This window comes from Streptomyces europaeiscabiei (assembly GCF_036346855.1).
Taxonomy (GTDB): Bacteria; Actinomycetota; Actinomycetes; order Streptomycetales; family Streptomycetaceae; genus Streptomyces; species Streptomyces europaeiscabiei.
Genome location: NZ_CP107841.1, coordinates 4,981,255 through 4,994,790, shown reverse-complemented (window position 1 = coordinate 4,994,790; position 13,536 = coordinate 4,981,255). Strand labels below are relative to the sequence as shown.

Here is a 13,536-nt window from a genome sequence, read left to right as displayed (position 1 = left end):
GAGGTTGAGCAGGGGTTACTGGATGCCGAGCGCGCCGGCGAACAGGAACGACGGCGTGGTGCCGGAGATGGTCCAGGCCATGCGCCACCAGGTGTCGGTGATGGCGGTGCCGTCGGTGCGCAGGATCTGCCCGCCCACGGCGGTGGCCGCGTCGAACGTCAGCCGCGTGGTGGCCGACGAGAACCCGGAGTTGTCGTCGGACTCCACCCGGGCGGTGATGGACGGCGTGGTGCCCGCCACGGACAGCACGTGCAGTGTGGCGTACAGCCGCCTGCCGGCCGCGACCGCGCCCAGCTCCAGGCCGGTGCCCGTACCCGTGGCGGTGCGGGCGGTGCCGGGCGGGTGGGCGAACTGCCCGCGCGCCACCGGCCACGCCGACTTGGCGGTGCCGGTCCACGGGGCGACCTCGCCGACCGCGTCGAGCAGCTTGTAGTCGGAGCGCAGCGCGCTCACCAGGTAGGCGAGGTCGCCGACGGCTGCCGAGTTGTTCGCGCTGACCGACCAGGGGCCGATGCCGCCGAGCTGGGACCACGACGCGTCGTCGACCTTGGCCGGGTCGCCTGCTTCCCACTGTCCTTCGGCCGACAGCTCCGCCGAGGCCAGGCCGCCCATGACCTCGCCCCAGCCGTTCGAGGCGTAGTTCGTGGAGTCCTTCGACTCGACCTCCGCCGAGAGTTCGACCTTGTTGGTGTTGCCCGTCAGGTCGACGCCGACCGCGAAGCACCTGACGCTGGTGAGGATCGTCTTCGGCACGTCACCCCTCCTGCTCGTCTCGCGACCGGCCGCGCCGCTTCGGCTTCGGCTCCGTCTCGGTAACTTCCTCGGCGACGCCGGACGCCACCAGGTGCGCGGCCTGGGTGGTGGGCAGGTCGATCTCCTCGCCCTCGCCCGGCCACGGCACCCCGTGGAGCATGGCGCCGGCGGGCTGCTGCTGGGTGATGCGGATCCTCATCAGATGTCTCCCGGTCCGATGACCTTGATGATCAGTTCGGCGCCGACATAGGTGGTGCCCTCGTGCTCGTACCAGCGGTAGCCCTGCACGCGCTGCAGGTGCAGGTCGTCAGCCAGCCCGCCCAGGGCCATCTCTCCGGGCGCCCCGCGCGCGACCTCGATCGCCTGCTTCAGCGAGGCCCCGCCGCTGCCGGACAGCAGGCCGTCGAGGATGCGCTGGGAAGTGCGGTCGTCCGCCCGGCCGATCAGCGCGCGGCAGGTGAACAGCAGCTCGTCGAGCTTGCGTCCCATGGCCTTGTCGTAGTTGACCTCGACCTCAGCCACGAAGAAGCAGGGGGCCGCGACCGCGTCCGGTACGTAGCCGGTGCACGTCAGCTTCCCGGTTCCTGCGGGCAGGGTCACAGCGCGGGCGGCGTCGGCGATGGCGTCGCGGATCGCAGAGATCTGCACGGTGTCCCCTTATCCGAAGCCTGGCAGGACGTACGGCTCAAGCAGGGCCCACACATCGGGGTCCCGGCGGGACAGCCGGACGACACCCCACTCCGCCGAGCCGAGGATCCCCTCCGGGGAGTTCTTCCGCTTGAACAGGCGGGTGGCCTGGATGTACGCGGCCTCGGTGATATCGGGCGGGGTAGCCGGCCAGCCGAAGCGAGTGGTCACCCGCACGCGCGTGGTGCTGCCGCGCGACCAGGTGCTGTTCGGCAGGAGCAGGCCAGTGATCGGCTTGCCGTCGGCGAGCGCGTTGTCCGGGCTCGTCTCGTAGCCGGTGACCGCGGTCCACGGGCCTCCGAGGGGGCCGGTCTCGACGACGAGATCGTCCACGTCGCCGATGTCGTCGACCAGCAGCAGCTCGCCGTCCGGCTCGCACACCACGCGCCCGCTCGCGCGGTAGATGCGCGCGACCGGAGCGGGGTCCAGCCAGAAGCGCCGCCCGCACGTCAGATTGATCGAGCCGGACGCGGCCCCCAGCGCGGACGTCAGGTCGGCGTCCTGACTCTCGTCGTCGGCGGCCAGCCCCGCGCGTCGCCGCAAGGTAGCCAGGTCGCCGTACTCGTTGGCCACGGGCGGTCACTCCGCCAGCGGCTGGTCGGCCTGCTCGGTCGTGGGCTCGTCGGACGGCTTGCTCGCGGCCGTCTTCTTGGCCGCGGTCCTCTTCGCCGCAGGCTTGCCCGCATCGGCGGTCCGCTTCGTCTCCCCGGTGCGGCCCTGCGGTCCGTCGTTCTCGTCCGGGGCGCCCGAATAGCCGTAGTGCTCCAGCTGCTCGTCGACCTGGCGCACGCGGTCGTCCAGCGAGCGCCGCTTGTAACCCTCCCGCTCGCGCAGCAGCGCGGCGATCATGGTCTCGTCCTTGGCCATATGTGTCCTCCTCAGAAGACGTGCACGTCAGCGGTGTTCGTGACGTTCGTGTTCGCCGAGTACGTCAGCCGCAGAAACCGCCATGGCTGGTTGGCCCGCAGGATCATGCGGGTGGTGGTCGCCGAGGTGATGTCGAAGGTGTCGACGGCCGGAGTCTCCGGCGTGGCGGTCTCGGCGTAGGAGACGGCGAACCACGTCGTCCCGTCGGCGCTGCCCTCGATCGCGTAGGTACAGGTCGGCGTGGCGCCGACCGTGGTGACGATGGTGAGCAGCGCCGGGCGTTCGGTCGCAGCGCCCCGGTCGACGATGTTCGTCGAGGCGCCGTCGCCGGTCTGCGCGGCCGACAGGCGCGCACTGTTCGGGTACCGCTCGCCGCCGAGCGCGGTGATGGTCGGCATGCTGGTGGACCTCCCGTCCCTGTGCCGTGGTGGACCGCGCGGCCCGAACGACTCGGGCCGCGCGGTGGGGACGGTCAGAACGCGGGCGTGACCAGGCCGGTGCCGCCGACCTTCTGCGTGCCGTTGGTGTAGCGGGCGAAGGTGTACGCGAAGTACGAGTACGCCACCAGCAGCACGCCCAGCGACGCGGCGGCCGGCTGCTCGGCACGGATGAACAGCGGCGCGTTCGGGTCCTCCCACAGGTGGCACTCCGAGGACGGCACCACGTAGATCTCGTCCTCGTTCGTGCCCGCGCCCAGGTTCGTCGCGATGTTGTTGTCGACGACGACCTCCAGGCCGCACGGCAGGACACCGCGGGGGCCGGAGGCGTAGGAGCTGTTCGCGTTCGCCACACCGCCTGCCTGAACGGGGATTCCCGCCCAGTTGATCATCGGCCAGGTGGACGACATCTGGCTCGACAGCCAGTACCAGCGGCGCGAGTGCATCACCGCGTGGCTCGGACGGCCCATCGCCAGCAGCGCCCCTTCGACACCCGCAGCCGCCCCGAGGATCTTCGGGTACAGCTCGGCGCCGGTCGGCGTGCCGTCGGTGTAGGCGTTGGCGTTCGCCACGTTCGTCAGGCCGTTGGTGGCCTGGTTGAGCAGCGTCGAGTCGAGCACGGTGGCGACCCGGTTGAACAGGTCCTGCATCGTGACGTCCTCGATGCCCGTGCCGCGGTCGATCGCCTGCCGGGACACTGTCTGCTGGCCGGCCGCCGTCTGCACGTTCACCGTCAGCAGGGTGTCGTCCATGTTCGTCTCGGACACCGCCGCGTTCTCCGACGCCTGCAGGGCCGCGCTGGTCGCGGTCGTGATCCGGGAGATGTTCACCGACATGCCGGACTCGGGCAGCGGGTGCCGGTTGCAGACGTCCGCGAACGGCCGCAGCGCCGCCGTTGCCGGGGCGTAGAGATCCGTCAGGTACTGCGGGACGGTCAGGCCCGCGAACGCGCCCGTGCCGACCGCACGCTGCATGTACTCGGCCCGCTCGACGCGCTCCTCACGCATGTGCTGGGCGAGGCGGTGCGAGGCCTCCACGTCCTGGAACAGGAACTGTCGGGAGACGTCCATCAGGAAGCCCTTGCCGCGGGCGTCCGTGTCGGGGCGGTAGGTCCGCTCCTCCTGGCCGACGCGGGCGACCTGGTCGTAGGACGGCTTGCGGGTCTCGGTCGCCCGGGTCTCCCGCTGCTTCGTCTCCCGCTCCATCTCCTCCGTCTTGATCTTGTTGGCGTTGGCCAGCTTCGTCTCGATGCCGACGATGTCGGTCCGGGCCTGGTCGCGCGCGGCGAACAGCTCGGTGACCCGCTGGTCCTCCTCGCCGGTCAGCGCGGCGCGGCCGTCCTGCTGCGCCTTGTCGAGGATCAGCTGAACCTCGGCGCCGCACTTCTTCAGCCGCTTCTCCGCGGCCTCCTTCTCGACCTCGATCGCTGCGATCAGGTCGTCGATGGTTCCGGGCATGGGTGTGTTCCCTCCGTACAGATGGGGTCGTGGTGGGTGCAGCAACAGCGGGGGCCACGGCCCACCCGGGTCATCTGCCGGGCGGCACAGGCGGTCGCCTCCGGGCGTCTGCCGGAGAGCGCGCTGTGTCAGGTGTGCTCAGTCCTCGCCCTGCTCGACGAGCAGCTGAGTGCGGAGCATGGAGATCGACCGCCCGGTGGCGGCCGGTGCCGTCGCACGCGTGGGCGGCGACATCTGCGGCGCGGGCACGGGAGCGGCGGTCAGATCGGAGCGCTGGCCCAGGCGGGCGTAGGCCTCGCGGGCGACCAGCGCGGGCAGGTTGGGGATCAGGTCCAGGAATTCCCCGGACCGGGCGGCGACGGACGTGTGCGGGTTGGCGCCGTAGGTGACGGGGCCGACGTCGCCGCGCTCGAGGTCGAACTCGGCGATGCGGTACTCGGTGTAGTCGGGGGACCACTGTCCCGAGGTGATGCGGAACATGAACGACTGCTCGCGCACGTCGGCGTCCTCGATGGCTTGGACGAGCAGCTGCACGTCCGACCGCTTGGGGTTCAGCCACGCGCGCTGGCCGAGGCCCTGGTCGTCCGCCCACAGTTCGAGTCGGCTGTTCCTGGTGCTGGCCATCGGGGTGCCCGCGTGGTTGAAGCGGAACACGACCTCCGGGTCAGCGGCCAGGGTCTTGTCGGCGGCGCCCTTGGAGACGATCTCGGTGTAGGGCCCGAACATGTCCCACATCTCGTAGCCCTGCTCGAACGCCGAGGCGTAGCCCTCGACCTGGTACCACTCCATGTCGTCGCGCTGGACCTTCTTCGCGCGCAGCTGCGAGGTGAAGCGGATCTCTGGGGACTCGGGTCGGTCGCGGGGAACGGCCATCGCCGTCGAGCCCGCCGAGCCGGCGCGGGCCTGGGCAGCCTGCTGCCGCAGGGTCGCCATGTCGGTCATGGGGTGGTGCCTCCTTGCGGGGTCGCGGTGGTGGGTGTCGGCGTGGTGCCCTTGCCGAACAGCCGGTCGAACTCCGCCAGCTGGCCCTCGGTGAACGGCGGCCGGTCGTAGTACGTGCGGGCCTCGGACGGGGCCAGCACGCGAGCGTCGATCTGCGTCTTCAGGACGGCGGCCTGGGTCTGCGGGTCCATCCGCAGCAGCGCGTTGCTGTTGAGCTTCACGAACCGTGGCCGGGAGGTGAGTCGGCTCAGTGCGTCCTCGCGCCGCTTGACCGCGGGGCCCAGCGACATGACCAGGAACTGAAGGTTGCGCTGGGTCATGTTGGCGTACGTGACCGAGCTGCCGGACACGGCCGCGTCGATCAGGTCGGACGGGCAATCGAAGTAGCGGGCGATGTCCCCGATGCTGGCGGACTTGGCCGCGATCCAGTCGGCGCCCGCCTGCTCGGCCTGGATCATCTCGTAGTCCCAGTCCATGCCGGTGACGAAGAGATCCCGGTTGGCGACGGCCGCCTTGAACTTCTGCTTCGCTCCGTCTGCCTGCTCTTGGGTCAGCAGCTTCGCCGTGTTCTTCAGGTGCGCACTGGGGATCGCGCCGCCGGAGAACCAGTCGAGGGCGAACCGCTGGATCGACAGGTACTCGCTGATCGACCACGCCGCGTACGCCACCGGGGACAGGCCGACCGACAGGCCGGCCACGGTGTACTGCTTCTCGTGCCAGACCTCGTCCGGCTGGTAGATCTTGCCGCCGATCTTGTAGGTCTTCTTGCCCTTGCGCATCCGCACCGTGACGTCGCCGATCGGCGCCAGCTCGATGCGTGCCGGGAAGCCGAGCCCGTCCTTCGCGGTGATCAGCCCGACTGTGTTCCCCGCCCGGTCGAGGTCGAACTGGCTGGAGTACAGCCACTCGGGCATCTCCACCTCGGCGCCCCCGGGGGTGACGAGGACAGGCGGCTTAGGCACCTCGACCTGGATCCCGTCGACCTTGCGGTACAGGTCCACCGGCATGGTGCTGATCAGGTTCGCCCGCAGGCGCAGGCACGCCCACACCGCCGAGTGCCTGAGCGCCGTCTCGTTCGTGACGGCCGCCATGCCGCCGCCGGTGCCGGGCCGGGGCGGGATGATCTGGTCGGCGGTCTGACCCGCGTGGTCGCGTCGACGGAACAGGCTCACGTCTTACCGCCCTTCCCGCCGGGGCCGGAGGCCAGCCAGGAACCACCGAGCACCACGACGCCGCTGACGCCGAGCGCCGCCCACCCCAGCCACTGGTACACCCCGGCGCCCGCGCCGGCCGCGACGAGCAGCAGGCCTGCGGTGTCGAGCACGGTCGTCATCCGCTCGCGCACTACGCCCCCTCCTTCAGTAGATCGAGTCGAGTGGGTCGTAGTCCTCAAGCACGTGCGGCCCTCGGATGAGCAGCGCCCACCGGGCGAACGTCGCCGCGCAGAGCGGGCTGATGTCCACCAGCGAGCTGGTGCGGTCCAGCGTCCAGGCGTCGCCGACGCGGCGGGTTCGGGCTCCGTTCACGGCGGCCGTGAGCGGCACCTGGTCGAGGTGCTGCACCGTGCCCTGGTTCATGGCGTCGGCCATCTGCCCGCACGCCTCGGTGATGTCGCCGGACCGCATCACGGCGAGGTCCCCGCGAAGGGGGGCCTCCTTGTCCTTCGGCACGTCGATGCCTGCCGCGATCAGGTCGTCGATGAGCGAGCCCGCCGGTGCCCCCGCCGAGGCGATGGCCACGGCGACCGGCTGCCACAGGCTGTGGAGCTTCACCAGGGCGGGCACCACCCAGTCAGTCCCGGGCCGGTGCGCCACGACCTCCAGGTGCACCCGGCCGTCCGGCCGCAACGAGGCCGCGCTGATGGCGGCGTGCTTGCGGTCCTGCGCCACGTCGACGGCGAGCGCCACGCTGGACGCCACCGGCTTGCTGGTCTTGTCGACCAGGCCGGGCCACGTCAGCTTGGGGACGTTCGGGTCGGTGGGCGGCGTCGGCTTCCGCGTGCGGTTCAGGTACGCCCGGTCGAACTCGGCCGGGTCCATCTTCTCCAGTTCGGCCGCGATGATGGCCTCGGTCACCGTGTGCCCCAGCGCGGGCAGCGTCGCCCGCCAGGTCGCCGGGTCCGCACGGTCCATGTCCTCCGGGGCGTACCACTCGAAGTACGCCGCGCGCGGCCTCTGCGCCAAGGCGTCCTCGGCGAGCGCGGCGAACAGGGCCTCGATCAACGCACGCCCCATCTCCCGCTTCTTGTTCAGCCACACGCTCTTGGTCGTGCCGCCGGCCGACGCCCACCACAGCTGGGCCATGGCCCGGGTCAGCATGGCCGGGCTGAACGCCTGCTCCAGCCGGTCGTCCTCGTGAGCGAACGCCTCGTCGATGAACCCCATGTCCAGGGGCGGACCGTGGCCGGCCTTCTCCGTGTTCGCGGTGATGCCCATGCGCGAGCGAGTCGCGGGCCACAGGATCGCCTCGTTGCCGTTGCTCTTCCGGATCCGCGCGCGCCGCGCGAGATCCGAGCCGGAGATCTTCTCCCAGAACTCGTCTTCCCAGCGCTGCCGCGCCATGCCGCGGGTCTGCGCGGCGTAGACGATGTTCTGCCGCTGCCACGCCAGCGAGCGATGGACCTGGGCGCCGAGGCACAGCTCCGTCTTGCCCTGCTGGCGCGAGACGCTGATGCCCACCTCGCGGTGCGCGAACAGCCCGGTGGCCGGGTCGATCTCCAGAGCGACGTCGGACACGTACTTCTGCCACGGCATCGGCGGGGCGCCGAGCCTGGCCATGACCTTCCACAGCTTCGGCCCGAGCGAGAGCCGGTCCGGATGACGAGGTGTCCCCCAGCGGGGCGGGCAGGTCAGCCCGTACCGCTCGTGCAGATCCTCGGCAAACTCAGTCGGGGGACGCCAAGTCTCCGAGGTCGTCGTCATCGTCAGCGGCCCGCCCCTCCAACAGCTGGGCGAGCGTCTGCCGCAGCTCGCGGGTCAACTGGGGCAGCAGCTTGTCGTCCTGGGCAACCGGCTCCCCACAGGCCTCGCACTCGGCTGTGGCCGCAGCGTCGATACGGCCGGCCAGCGTGTACGCCAGCTCGGACAGGGACGGCTCGACGCCGACCAGGTCGCCGAGCTGCTCGACGTCGCTCCGAACGGCGTCCTCGACGGAGCCCATGGCCGTCCCCCTTCCAAGATCAACCGTGCGTATTTGGCCCGGGGGGAGAAAAAAAACAGGGGGACGCGGGGTTGCGAAATGTCCGTTTCTAAAGACCGGGCGTGCGGTCCGCGCTCGACACCTCGCTGACCTGCGGGTTTCCAGTGCTTCGAGGGTGTCGTGCTGCCAGCTCTTGCAGGTTCGGCAGGTCGCTGCGGTCGACGAGCCCGGTGTTGAGGCCGCAGGGGCAGACCGCGATGGCCTTGCCCGTGAGGCGGCGCTCCACCCACCGAACGCCTTCGTCGTCGGGTGGCCCGGGTTGTGACTCGATCTGGTTGAGGACGGTCAGGTGGTGGTCGAGGGCCCAGGGCTCGGGTGGAGGCGGCGGTGGCGGGTGTGCTGTCGTGCGACGGGGCGTCAGCGTGGCCTTGTGCATGGCGTCCTCCTCTACGGTCCGGCGAACCAGTCGACCGACGTGACGAGTTGGACGACGTCGGCGAGGGGCTTGTCGCCCTTCTCGTTGTTGCACTTGCGGAGGCAGACGGGGCAGCCGGCGTTGCCGTGGATGGGGGCGAGGTTGTCGGGGTCGAGCTTGGCGCCGCCCTTGCTTACGGGGTGGATGTGGTCGACGGCGTCGGCTGCGCCGTGGCCGCAGACGATGCACACGTCGGACTCGGCGAGGATGCGACCGCGGATCTGCCGGTACTGGTACGAGGTGAGTTCGGCGCGGTCAGCCACGGCAGTCTCCGTTCATGCGGCGGCGCCCGGGAGGTCAGGTCACCCGGGCGCCGCGCTCTCCTCCACCAGGGGTGTCAGCGCTGCACGGTGCCGTCCAGGGCTTCGGCGATCTGCGGGGCGAGGAGCAGGCTGTCGGCCCTGGCTTCCTTGCTCTTGGTGGGCAGGCTGACGGCCCAGGTGTCGCCGGTGACGGCTACCCCGCCGAAGCTCTTGGAGAGCGGGACCCATGCGGCCAGCGCCTCGGCGTTCGGGAAGAGGTTGATGCCGCTCTCGCCGAGCGCGTCCTGTCCGGCCTTGTCGGTGATCGTGAGGCCGTAGGACGTGCCGCCGACTTTGCTGACGTAGCCCTCGTCGGTCCTCTCCTTGGGCGTGGACGCGTTGAGGCCGGCGTCGTTGAGTGCGGCGGCGATGTCCGGCGCCGTGTCGAGTCGACGGGCCTCGGGGGCCGGGGACTTGCCGCCGCCGCTGTCCTTTGCGGGCTCGTCGCCGCTGCTGGCGGTGCAGCCGACGAGGGTGAGCGCGAGTGCGGCGGTGACGGCGGCGATGGTTCTGCTGGCGTGCATGGTCCCCCCTGGGACGGTGTGACTGAAGGGGGCATCATCCCGTCGTCCCGGGGTGTCCGTGCGCGTTATATCCGTCCTGTGACACCGCGCTGCCGGGCTTCGACGGCGAGGGTGAGGCGGGTCAGGTGGGCTCGCTCGCGGACGGTGTCGGGGAGGTCGAGCGGCGGGGCTGCGCACGTGCCCTTCAGGCAGGTGCTGTGTCCGTCGGAGACGAGGTGGACGTGTCGGCCCTGCCGGGCGATCAGGTGGGCGGCTTCGGCGGCGCTCCGGGGCGCCGAGGAGTGACCGGGCATGGCGCCTCCGTTGGGTGGGCGACGGCGCGGTCGGGCGGCCCCACGCCCGCACCCTTCCGCGCCGTCGCCGGGCACGACGAAGCCCCCAGGGTTCAGGTCACCTGGGGGCTCGTCGTGAGTGGTGTGGTGCCCGTGTGGGGGCACAGCTGTACGCGGAAAGCGTGACAGCCGGTTGACCTGCGGTCAAGCGGACTTGATCAGAGGCTGTTTGGCGCGCCGTTTGAGGACGAGGGCGGTGACGTCCTCGACGGCGTACCAGGGCTGTCCGACGGTGCCGCCGGAGCGGGTCAGTCGGCCTCGGCGGACGAGCTGGCGGACGCCGCCGAGGGAGATGCCGAGCTGCTGCGCGGTCTGGTGGGCGGTGAGGTGACCGGGCCGGATGATCTGCGACTCCATGCCTCCATGATGCCCGGGGAGGGAGGCGGCGAAGGGGACGATGCAGCCCTGTTTCCCGGGCCTTGGGGCCCCGTGGATGGCGCCTCCCTTGCCTCCCTGACTGGCCATTTCCGCAGGTCATGTACAGGGAGGCAGGGCAGGGAGGCCGGTGGGGAGAACTCCCCGGGATCCGGGCGCCTCCCTACTCGTCGAGGTCGTCCTCGGCGTCGTCCTCGCGGTCGGCGATGGCGTCGGCGATGCGCTGTCGGCTGACGTGCATGACGCCGCCGGTCTTGTACTCGCCGTGCCCGGCGTCGTCCAGGACGCGCTTCAGGTCGCGGAAGGACCAGCCGTCGTACTCGCCCGCGTTGAGGTCGACGAGCCGGTGGAGGACGTCCTGAGTGCGCAGCTTCGTCTCGTGGCCGAGGACGGTGAGGATGTCGGCGAGGTGGTCGGCCGGGGCGTAGGCGGGCGTCTCCGGGGCCGCGGTGCCCTCGTGCAGGCCCATCGCGCGCTCGACGACCGGGGTGACCTCGTCGATGCCCTTGTCGGGGTCGCGGGCGACGTAGTGGGCGCGCACCACCTCGAAGGGCTTGCCGCTGAACCCCACGGTCACGGCCGTGCCGACGTCCTCGCCGGGGATGAGCGTGGTGGCGGTGATGCCGGCCTTGTGCCGGCCGGAGCCGAGCAGCCCGTCGTTCGCGACGTGGTCGCCGACGGCGAACGCGACTCGGTGCGAGGTGTTGCGGGTGACGTCACGCGGGAGGCTGTCGGCGGTCGGGGAGACGGTGACCCAGACGAGGGTGATGGCGGTCTTCCTCGCCTTCTTCATCACCTTGATGGCCAGCTCAGCGGCCTCTTTGCCGTACTCCTTGTGCATGAACAGCTCGTGGCACTCGTCGAAGACGACGACCTTGGGCCGCATCCGCGCGTCCTTCAGGGCCAGTTCGCGCGTCACCTTCGTGGCGCCGTCGCCCAGCTCCTCCAGCAGCTTGCCCCGCATCGTCACCTCGTCGCGGAGGCTCCGCAGGGCTTTGAGCGCGGCCTCGATGTCCTCGTCGTCGTCGCCCTTGACCAGGGTCCGCAGGCGGGGCTTCAGCGGGTCGTAGTCGGTGTTGTAGGCCATGACGTACGCCTCGACGATGACGAGCGGGTCGAGGATCGCACCGAGGAGCAGAGCGATGACCAGCGACGATTTACCCGAGCCCATGATGCCGCCGACCATGTAGTTCGCGGCCATGAGCTTGCCGATGATGGGCTCACCGCGCTGGGAGACGGCGACGGGCACGCCCTTGAAGTAATCGGTGACGCCCTCGGTGAGCAGCGGCCACGGCGGCACGGCACCGGACAGTGAGCCCTGGTCGGCCACCCACAGGTCGAGGACACCGGGCTGCTTCGGCGGCTCGGTCGGCCACGTCTCCACGGGCTTCCTGAGCAGGTTGTGGGCCAGGACGTTCTTCTTCGCGGCGATCATCTCGACGGTGACGCCGAGGGGAAGCTGCAGCTGGGTGTGCCAGCCGTTCCCGGACCGGGTGGTCGGCTGTACCCAGCGCGGCTGCCAGCCCTCTTTGATGGCCTTGTTGAGCGGGGCGATGCCGAGGTTGCCGAGCGCGCGGATGATGGCGCCCTCGTCGGGGACGACGTCGCGCTGCTCGGGGTCGCCGGGCAGCGCCCAGGCCGGGGCGGTCTGCCGGTGCCGGCCGACGGCCCACACTCCGGCGAGGGCGAGCCACGGCAGGCAGACGAGCAGCGGATCCCAGACGACTCCGGCGATGAACGCGACCCAGGCGACGAACTCGACCACGGCCGCGATGGGGGTGTAGATGTCGCTGGTGTCTTTGGTGCCCAGGGCGATCAGTACGCCGAGCATCAGCAGGGCGCCGGTTCCGGCGGCGGCGCCCATCGCGATGGCCTTGGGGGCGTTGATGGCCAGCTGCAGGAGTTCCATGCGGCGGCGGTGGCGGGACTGCCGGAAGATGTAGGCGCGCTGCTCCCAGTCGCGGGCGACGTCTTCCTGACCTGCGGCTTCGGCAGCCCGCATCATGCGCTCGTGGCGGGCGGTGGTGCGGGAGTCCCAGGCGCGGCGGGTGAGGATGCGGGTGCCGCCGTACAGGTAGGAGCCGTGTCGTACGACGGCCCGGTACGTGCCGTGCTCGCGGGCCTCGACGACGACGCGGCGCAGGGAGTCGATACGGACGCGGCGGCGGGCGCGTGGCTTGTCCTCGACGGCCGTCTCGGGCGCCGGGGCGGGCTGGGGCTCGGGGGCGAACTTGAGGAGCGAGACCTGCGGGTCGGCGTGCCCGTTGACCCGCTCGGGGATGGTGTCGGTCATGCTGGTCATTCCTTCTCTCTGCGGAGGGCAAGGGGCCCGGGGACGACGACGGCTTGGCGGTTGGACGCCGTCCCCGGGGCGTGGCTACTTCTTCTTGCGGCTGAGCGCCTGCTTCTCGATCCGCTCGATACGCCTGGTCAGGTCGCTGATGTCGACGCCGTCACCGGCCAGGCCGCGCTTCGCGGCGCGGGCGGTCAGAGCGGCGATGCGGAGCTTCTCGCCGGTAGTGAAGTCGCTGAACTTGGGGCCGTCAGCCATGGGTGGGCTCCCTTCTGGTCAGTGCTGGCAGGTGTCGGTGGGCTCCATGTAGACGCGGCCGTCGACCGGCGTGTAGCCGGAGGCCTTGGCGCCCTCGATCGCGGCGACGGCGGCGGCGTTCTCGGTGTCCGCGCAGACGGGGGCCTCGACGGTGCCGGTGCGGCCGTCCTTGTCGGTGGCGTCGACGAACGTCTTCCAGCTGGACATGGGGTTCCTCTCGGTTGCGGGCCGGGCTGTCCGGCCCCACCGCACCCCCGGCATCGCTTCGGGAGATGCCGAAGCGATGACCGGAGGACGGAAGGGCAGGTCAGCGCTGCACGACGGGCTTGCCGAGGTCGCGGTGGTGGACGGTGACGGTGTGACCGTCCTCGGCCAGCCGGGCAGCGAGGTCCCGTGCGAACGTCGGGGCACGGTGCCGGCCGCCCGCGCATCCCGAGGCGACGGTGACGATTCCGGCGGACGGGCCAGCAACGAACGCGGCGACCGCGAGAGCGACGGCGTCCACCAGCTGCCGGATGCCGGGAGTGGCCCGGACGGCGACCCGGACCGGCTCGTCGTCTGCGGTCATGTACTGCAGTTCCGGGGAGACGTGTGGGTCCCGGAAGTGGTGCTGCAGGTCGATGGTCAGGTGTGCGGCGGGCGGGGCGTCGTGCAGGTAGCCGAAGGAGATGACCTCTACGGTTGTGGTCTCCATGG

General features: G+C 70.8%; 21 protein-coding genes. All 21 read right to left on the bottom strand.

Going from position 1 to position 13,536, the window contains the following annotated elements; genetic code table 11:
- Nucleotides 1-15 precede the first annotated feature (15 nt).
- Complete coding sequence (locus OG858_RS21850; RefSeq protein ID WP_328544577.1) at nucleotides 16-753, bottom strand: hypothetical protein; 738 nt, start codon at nucleotides 751-753, stop codon at nucleotides 16-18.
- A gap of 1 nt (nucleotide 754) precedes the next feature.
- On the bottom strand, nucleotides 755-952 hold the full coding sequence (locus OG858_RS21845) for a hypothetical protein (RefSeq protein WP_328544578.1): 198 nt from the start codon (nucleotides 950-952) through the stop codon (nucleotides 755-757).
- Nucleotides 952-1,401 carry a hypothetical protein gene (locus OG858_RS21840; protein WP_328544579.1) on the bottom strand — a complete coding sequence of 150 codons (450 nt, stop codon included), beginning with the start codon at nucleotides 1,399-1,401 and terminating at the stop codon, nucleotides 952-954. Before OG858_RS21840 ends, OG858_RS21845 begins: the two co-directional genes overlap by 1 nt.
- 9 nt (nucleotides 1,402-1,410) lie before the next feature.
- Nucleotides 1,411-2,013 carry a phage gp6-like head-tail connector protein gene (locus OG858_RS21835; protein WP_328544580.1) on the bottom strand — a complete coding sequence of 201 codons (603 nt, stop codon included), beginning with the start codon at nucleotides 2,011-2,013 and terminating at the stop codon, nucleotides 1,411-1,413.
- A 6-nt stretch (nucleotides 2,014-2,019) separates the two neighbouring features.
- Nucleotides 2,020-2,307, bottom strand: coding sequence for a hypothetical protein (locus tag OG858_RS21830; RefSeq protein ID WP_328544581.1), 288 nt, complete (start codon nucleotides 2,305-2,307; stop codon nucleotides 2,020-2,022).
- A gap of 11 nt (nucleotides 2,308-2,318) precedes the next feature.
- A complete protein-coding gene (locus OG858_RS21825; RefSeq protein WP_328544582.1) occupies nucleotides 2,319-2,705 on the bottom strand; it encodes a hypothetical protein in 387 nt (128 codons plus the stop codon).
- A 74-nt stretch (nucleotides 2,706-2,779) separates the two neighbouring features.
- Complete coding sequence (locus tag OG858_RS21820; RefSeq protein ID WP_328544583.1) at nucleotides 2,780-4,201, bottom strand: phage major capsid family protein; 1,422 nt, start codon at nucleotides 4,199-4,201, stop codon at nucleotides 2,780-2,782.
- 138 nt (nucleotides 4,202-4,339) lie between these two features.
- Nucleotides 4,340-5,143, bottom strand: coding sequence for an HK97 family phage prohead protease (locus tag OG858_RS21815; protein WP_328544584.1), 804 nt, complete (start codon nucleotides 5,141-5,143; stop codon nucleotides 4,340-4,342).
- Nucleotides 5,140-6,315 carry a phage portal protein gene (locus OG858_RS21810; RefSeq protein ID WP_328544585.1) on the bottom strand — a complete coding sequence of 392 codons (1,176 nt, stop codon included), beginning with the start codon at nucleotides 6,313-6,315 and terminating at the stop codon, nucleotides 5,140-5,142. Before OG858_RS21810 ends, OG858_RS21815 begins: the two co-directional genes overlap by 4 nt.
- Nucleotides 6,312-6,488, bottom strand: coding sequence for a hypothetical protein (locus tag OG858_RS21805; protein WP_328544586.1), 177 nt, complete (start codon nucleotides 6,486-6,488; stop codon nucleotides 6,312-6,314). Before OG858_RS21805 ends, OG858_RS21810 begins: the two co-directional genes overlap by 4 nt.
- A 13-nt stretch (nucleotides 6,489-6,501) precedes the next feature.
- Nucleotides 6,502-8,064 carry a terminase gene (locus tag OG858_RS21800; protein WP_328544587.1) on the bottom strand — a complete coding sequence of 521 codons (1,563 nt, stop codon included), beginning with the start codon at nucleotides 8,062-8,064 and terminating at the stop codon, nucleotides 6,502-6,504.
- Complete coding sequence (locus OG858_RS21795) at nucleotides 8,027-8,302, bottom strand: hypothetical protein (RefSeq protein WP_328544588.1); 276 nt, start codon at nucleotides 8,300-8,302, stop codon at nucleotides 8,027-8,029. The genes OG858_RS21800 and OG858_RS21795 overlap by 38 nt, the downstream gene beginning before the upstream one ends.
- Nucleotides 8,303-8,390: 88 nt before the next feature.
- Nucleotides 8,391-8,717: a hypothetical protein gene (locus tag OG858_RS21790; protein WP_328544589.1), complete on the bottom strand. Its 327-nt coding sequence runs from the start codon at nucleotides 8,715-8,717 to the stop codon at nucleotides 8,391-8,393.
- An 11-nt stretch (nucleotides 8,718-8,728) separates the two neighbouring features.
- Nucleotides 8,729-9,019, bottom strand: coding sequence for an HNH endonuclease (locus tag OG858_RS21785; protein ID WP_328544590.1), 291 nt, complete (start codon nucleotides 9,017-9,019; stop codon nucleotides 8,729-8,731).
- Nucleotides 9,020-9,093: 74 nt separating this feature from the next.
- Entirely contained in the window at nucleotides 9,094-9,582 is a 489-nt protein-coding gene (locus OG858_RS21780; RefSeq protein WP_328544591.1) for a hypothetical protein, read from the bottom strand.
- Nucleotides 9,583-9,647: 65 nt separating this feature from the next.
- Nucleotides 9,648-9,875, bottom strand: a complete 228-nt coding sequence (locus tag OG858_RS21775) for a hypothetical protein (protein ID WP_328544592.1) — start codon at nucleotides 9,873-9,875, stop codon at nucleotides 9,648-9,650.
- 183 nt (nucleotides 9,876-10,058) lie between these two features.
- On the bottom strand, nucleotides 10,059-10,271 hold the full coding sequence (locus tag OG858_RS21770; RefSeq protein ID WP_328544593.1) for a hypothetical protein: 213 nt from the start codon (nucleotides 10,269-10,271) through the stop codon (nucleotides 10,059-10,061).
- Between the two features lie 181 nt (nucleotides 10,272-10,452).
- Entirely contained in the window at nucleotides 10,453-12,582 is a 2,130-nt protein-coding gene (locus OG858_RS21765; RefSeq protein WP_328544594.1) for a cell division protein FtsK, read from the bottom strand.
- Nucleotides 12,583-12,666: 84 nt separating this feature from the next.
- The gene (locus tag OG858_RS21760; RefSeq protein ID WP_328544595.1) at nucleotides 12,667-12,840 is read right to left on the bottom strand and encodes a DUF6257 family protein; all 174 of its coding nucleotides are present in this window, start codon (nucleotides 12,838-12,840) and stop codon (nucleotides 12,667-12,669) included.
- An 18-nt stretch (nucleotides 12,841-12,858) separates the two neighbouring features.
- Entirely contained in the window at nucleotides 12,859-13,047 is a 189-nt protein-coding gene (locus OG858_RS21755; protein ID WP_328544596.1) for a hypothetical protein, read from the bottom strand.
- A gap of 100 nt (nucleotides 13,048-13,147) precedes the next feature.
- Nucleotides 13,148-13,534 (bottom strand): RapZ C-terminal domain-containing protein, encoded by a 387-nt coding sequence (locus OG858_RS21750; protein ID WP_328544597.1) that lies wholly within the window; start codon nucleotides 13,532-13,534, stop codon nucleotides 13,148-13,150.
- Nucleotides 13,535-13,536 lie beyond the last annotated feature (2 nt).

Bases quoted from the DNA above. Each gene is read 5' to 3' on its own strand.
- OG858_RS21845 (WP_328544578.1), bottom strand. From the start codon at position 952: ATGAGGATCCGCATCACCCAGCAGCAGCCCGCCGGCGCCATGCTCCAC.
- OG858_RS21830 (WP_328544581.1), bottom strand. From the start codon at position 2,307: ATGGCCAAGGACGAGACCATGATCGCCGCGCTGCTGCGCGAGCGGGAG.
- OG858_RS21825 (WP_328544582.1), bottom strand. From the start codon at position 2,705: ATGCCGACCATCACCGCGCTCGGCGGCGAGCGGTACCCGAACAGTGCG.
- OG858_RS21820 (WP_328544583.1), bottom strand. From the start codon at position 4,201: ATGCCCGGAACCATCGACGACCTGATCGCAGCGATCGAGGTCGAGAAG.
- OG858_RS21815 (WP_328544584.1), bottom strand. From the start codon at position 5,143: ATGACCGACATGGCGACCCTGCGGCAGCAGGCTGCCCAGGCCCGCGCC.
- OG858_RS21800 (WP_328544587.1), bottom strand. From the start codon at position 8,064: ATGACGACGACCTCGGAGACTTGGCGTCCCCCGACTGAGTTTGCCGAG.
- OG858_RS21795 (WP_328544588.1), bottom strand. From the start codon at position 8,302: ATGGGCTCCGTCGAGGACGCCGTTCGGAGCGACGTCGAGCAGCTCGGC.
- OG858_RS21790 (WP_328544589.1), bottom strand. From the start codon at position 8,717: ATGCACAAGGCCACGCTGACGCCCCGTCGCACGACAGCACACCCGCCA.
- OG858_RS21780 (WP_328544591.1), bottom strand. From the start codon at position 9,582: ATGCACGCCAGCAGAACCATCGCCGCCGTCACCGCCGCACTCGCGCTC.
- OG858_RS21775 (WP_328544592.1), bottom strand. From the start codon at position 9,875: ATGCCCGGTCACTCCTCGGCGCCCCGGAGCGCCGCCGAAGCCGCCCAC.
- OG858_RS21770 (WP_328544593.1), bottom strand. From the start codon at position 10,271: ATGGAGTCGCAGATCATCCGGCCCGGTCACCTCACCGCCCACCAGACC.
- OG858_RS21765 (WP_328544594.1), bottom strand. From the start codon at position 12,582: ATGACCGACACCATCCCCGAGCGGGTCAACGGGCACGCCGACCCGCAG.
- OG858_RS21760 (WP_328544595.1), bottom strand. From the start codon at position 12,840: ATGGCTGACGGCCCCAAGTTCAGCGACTTCACTACCGGCGAGAAGCTC.
- OG858_RS21755 (WP_328544596.1), bottom strand. From the start codon at position 13,047: ATGTCCAGCTGGAAGACGTTCGTCGACGCCACCGACAAGGACGGCCGC.
- OG858_RS21750 (WP_328544597.1), bottom strand. From the start codon at position 13,534: ATGGAGACCACAACCGTAGAGGTCATCTCCTTCGGCTACCTGCACGAC.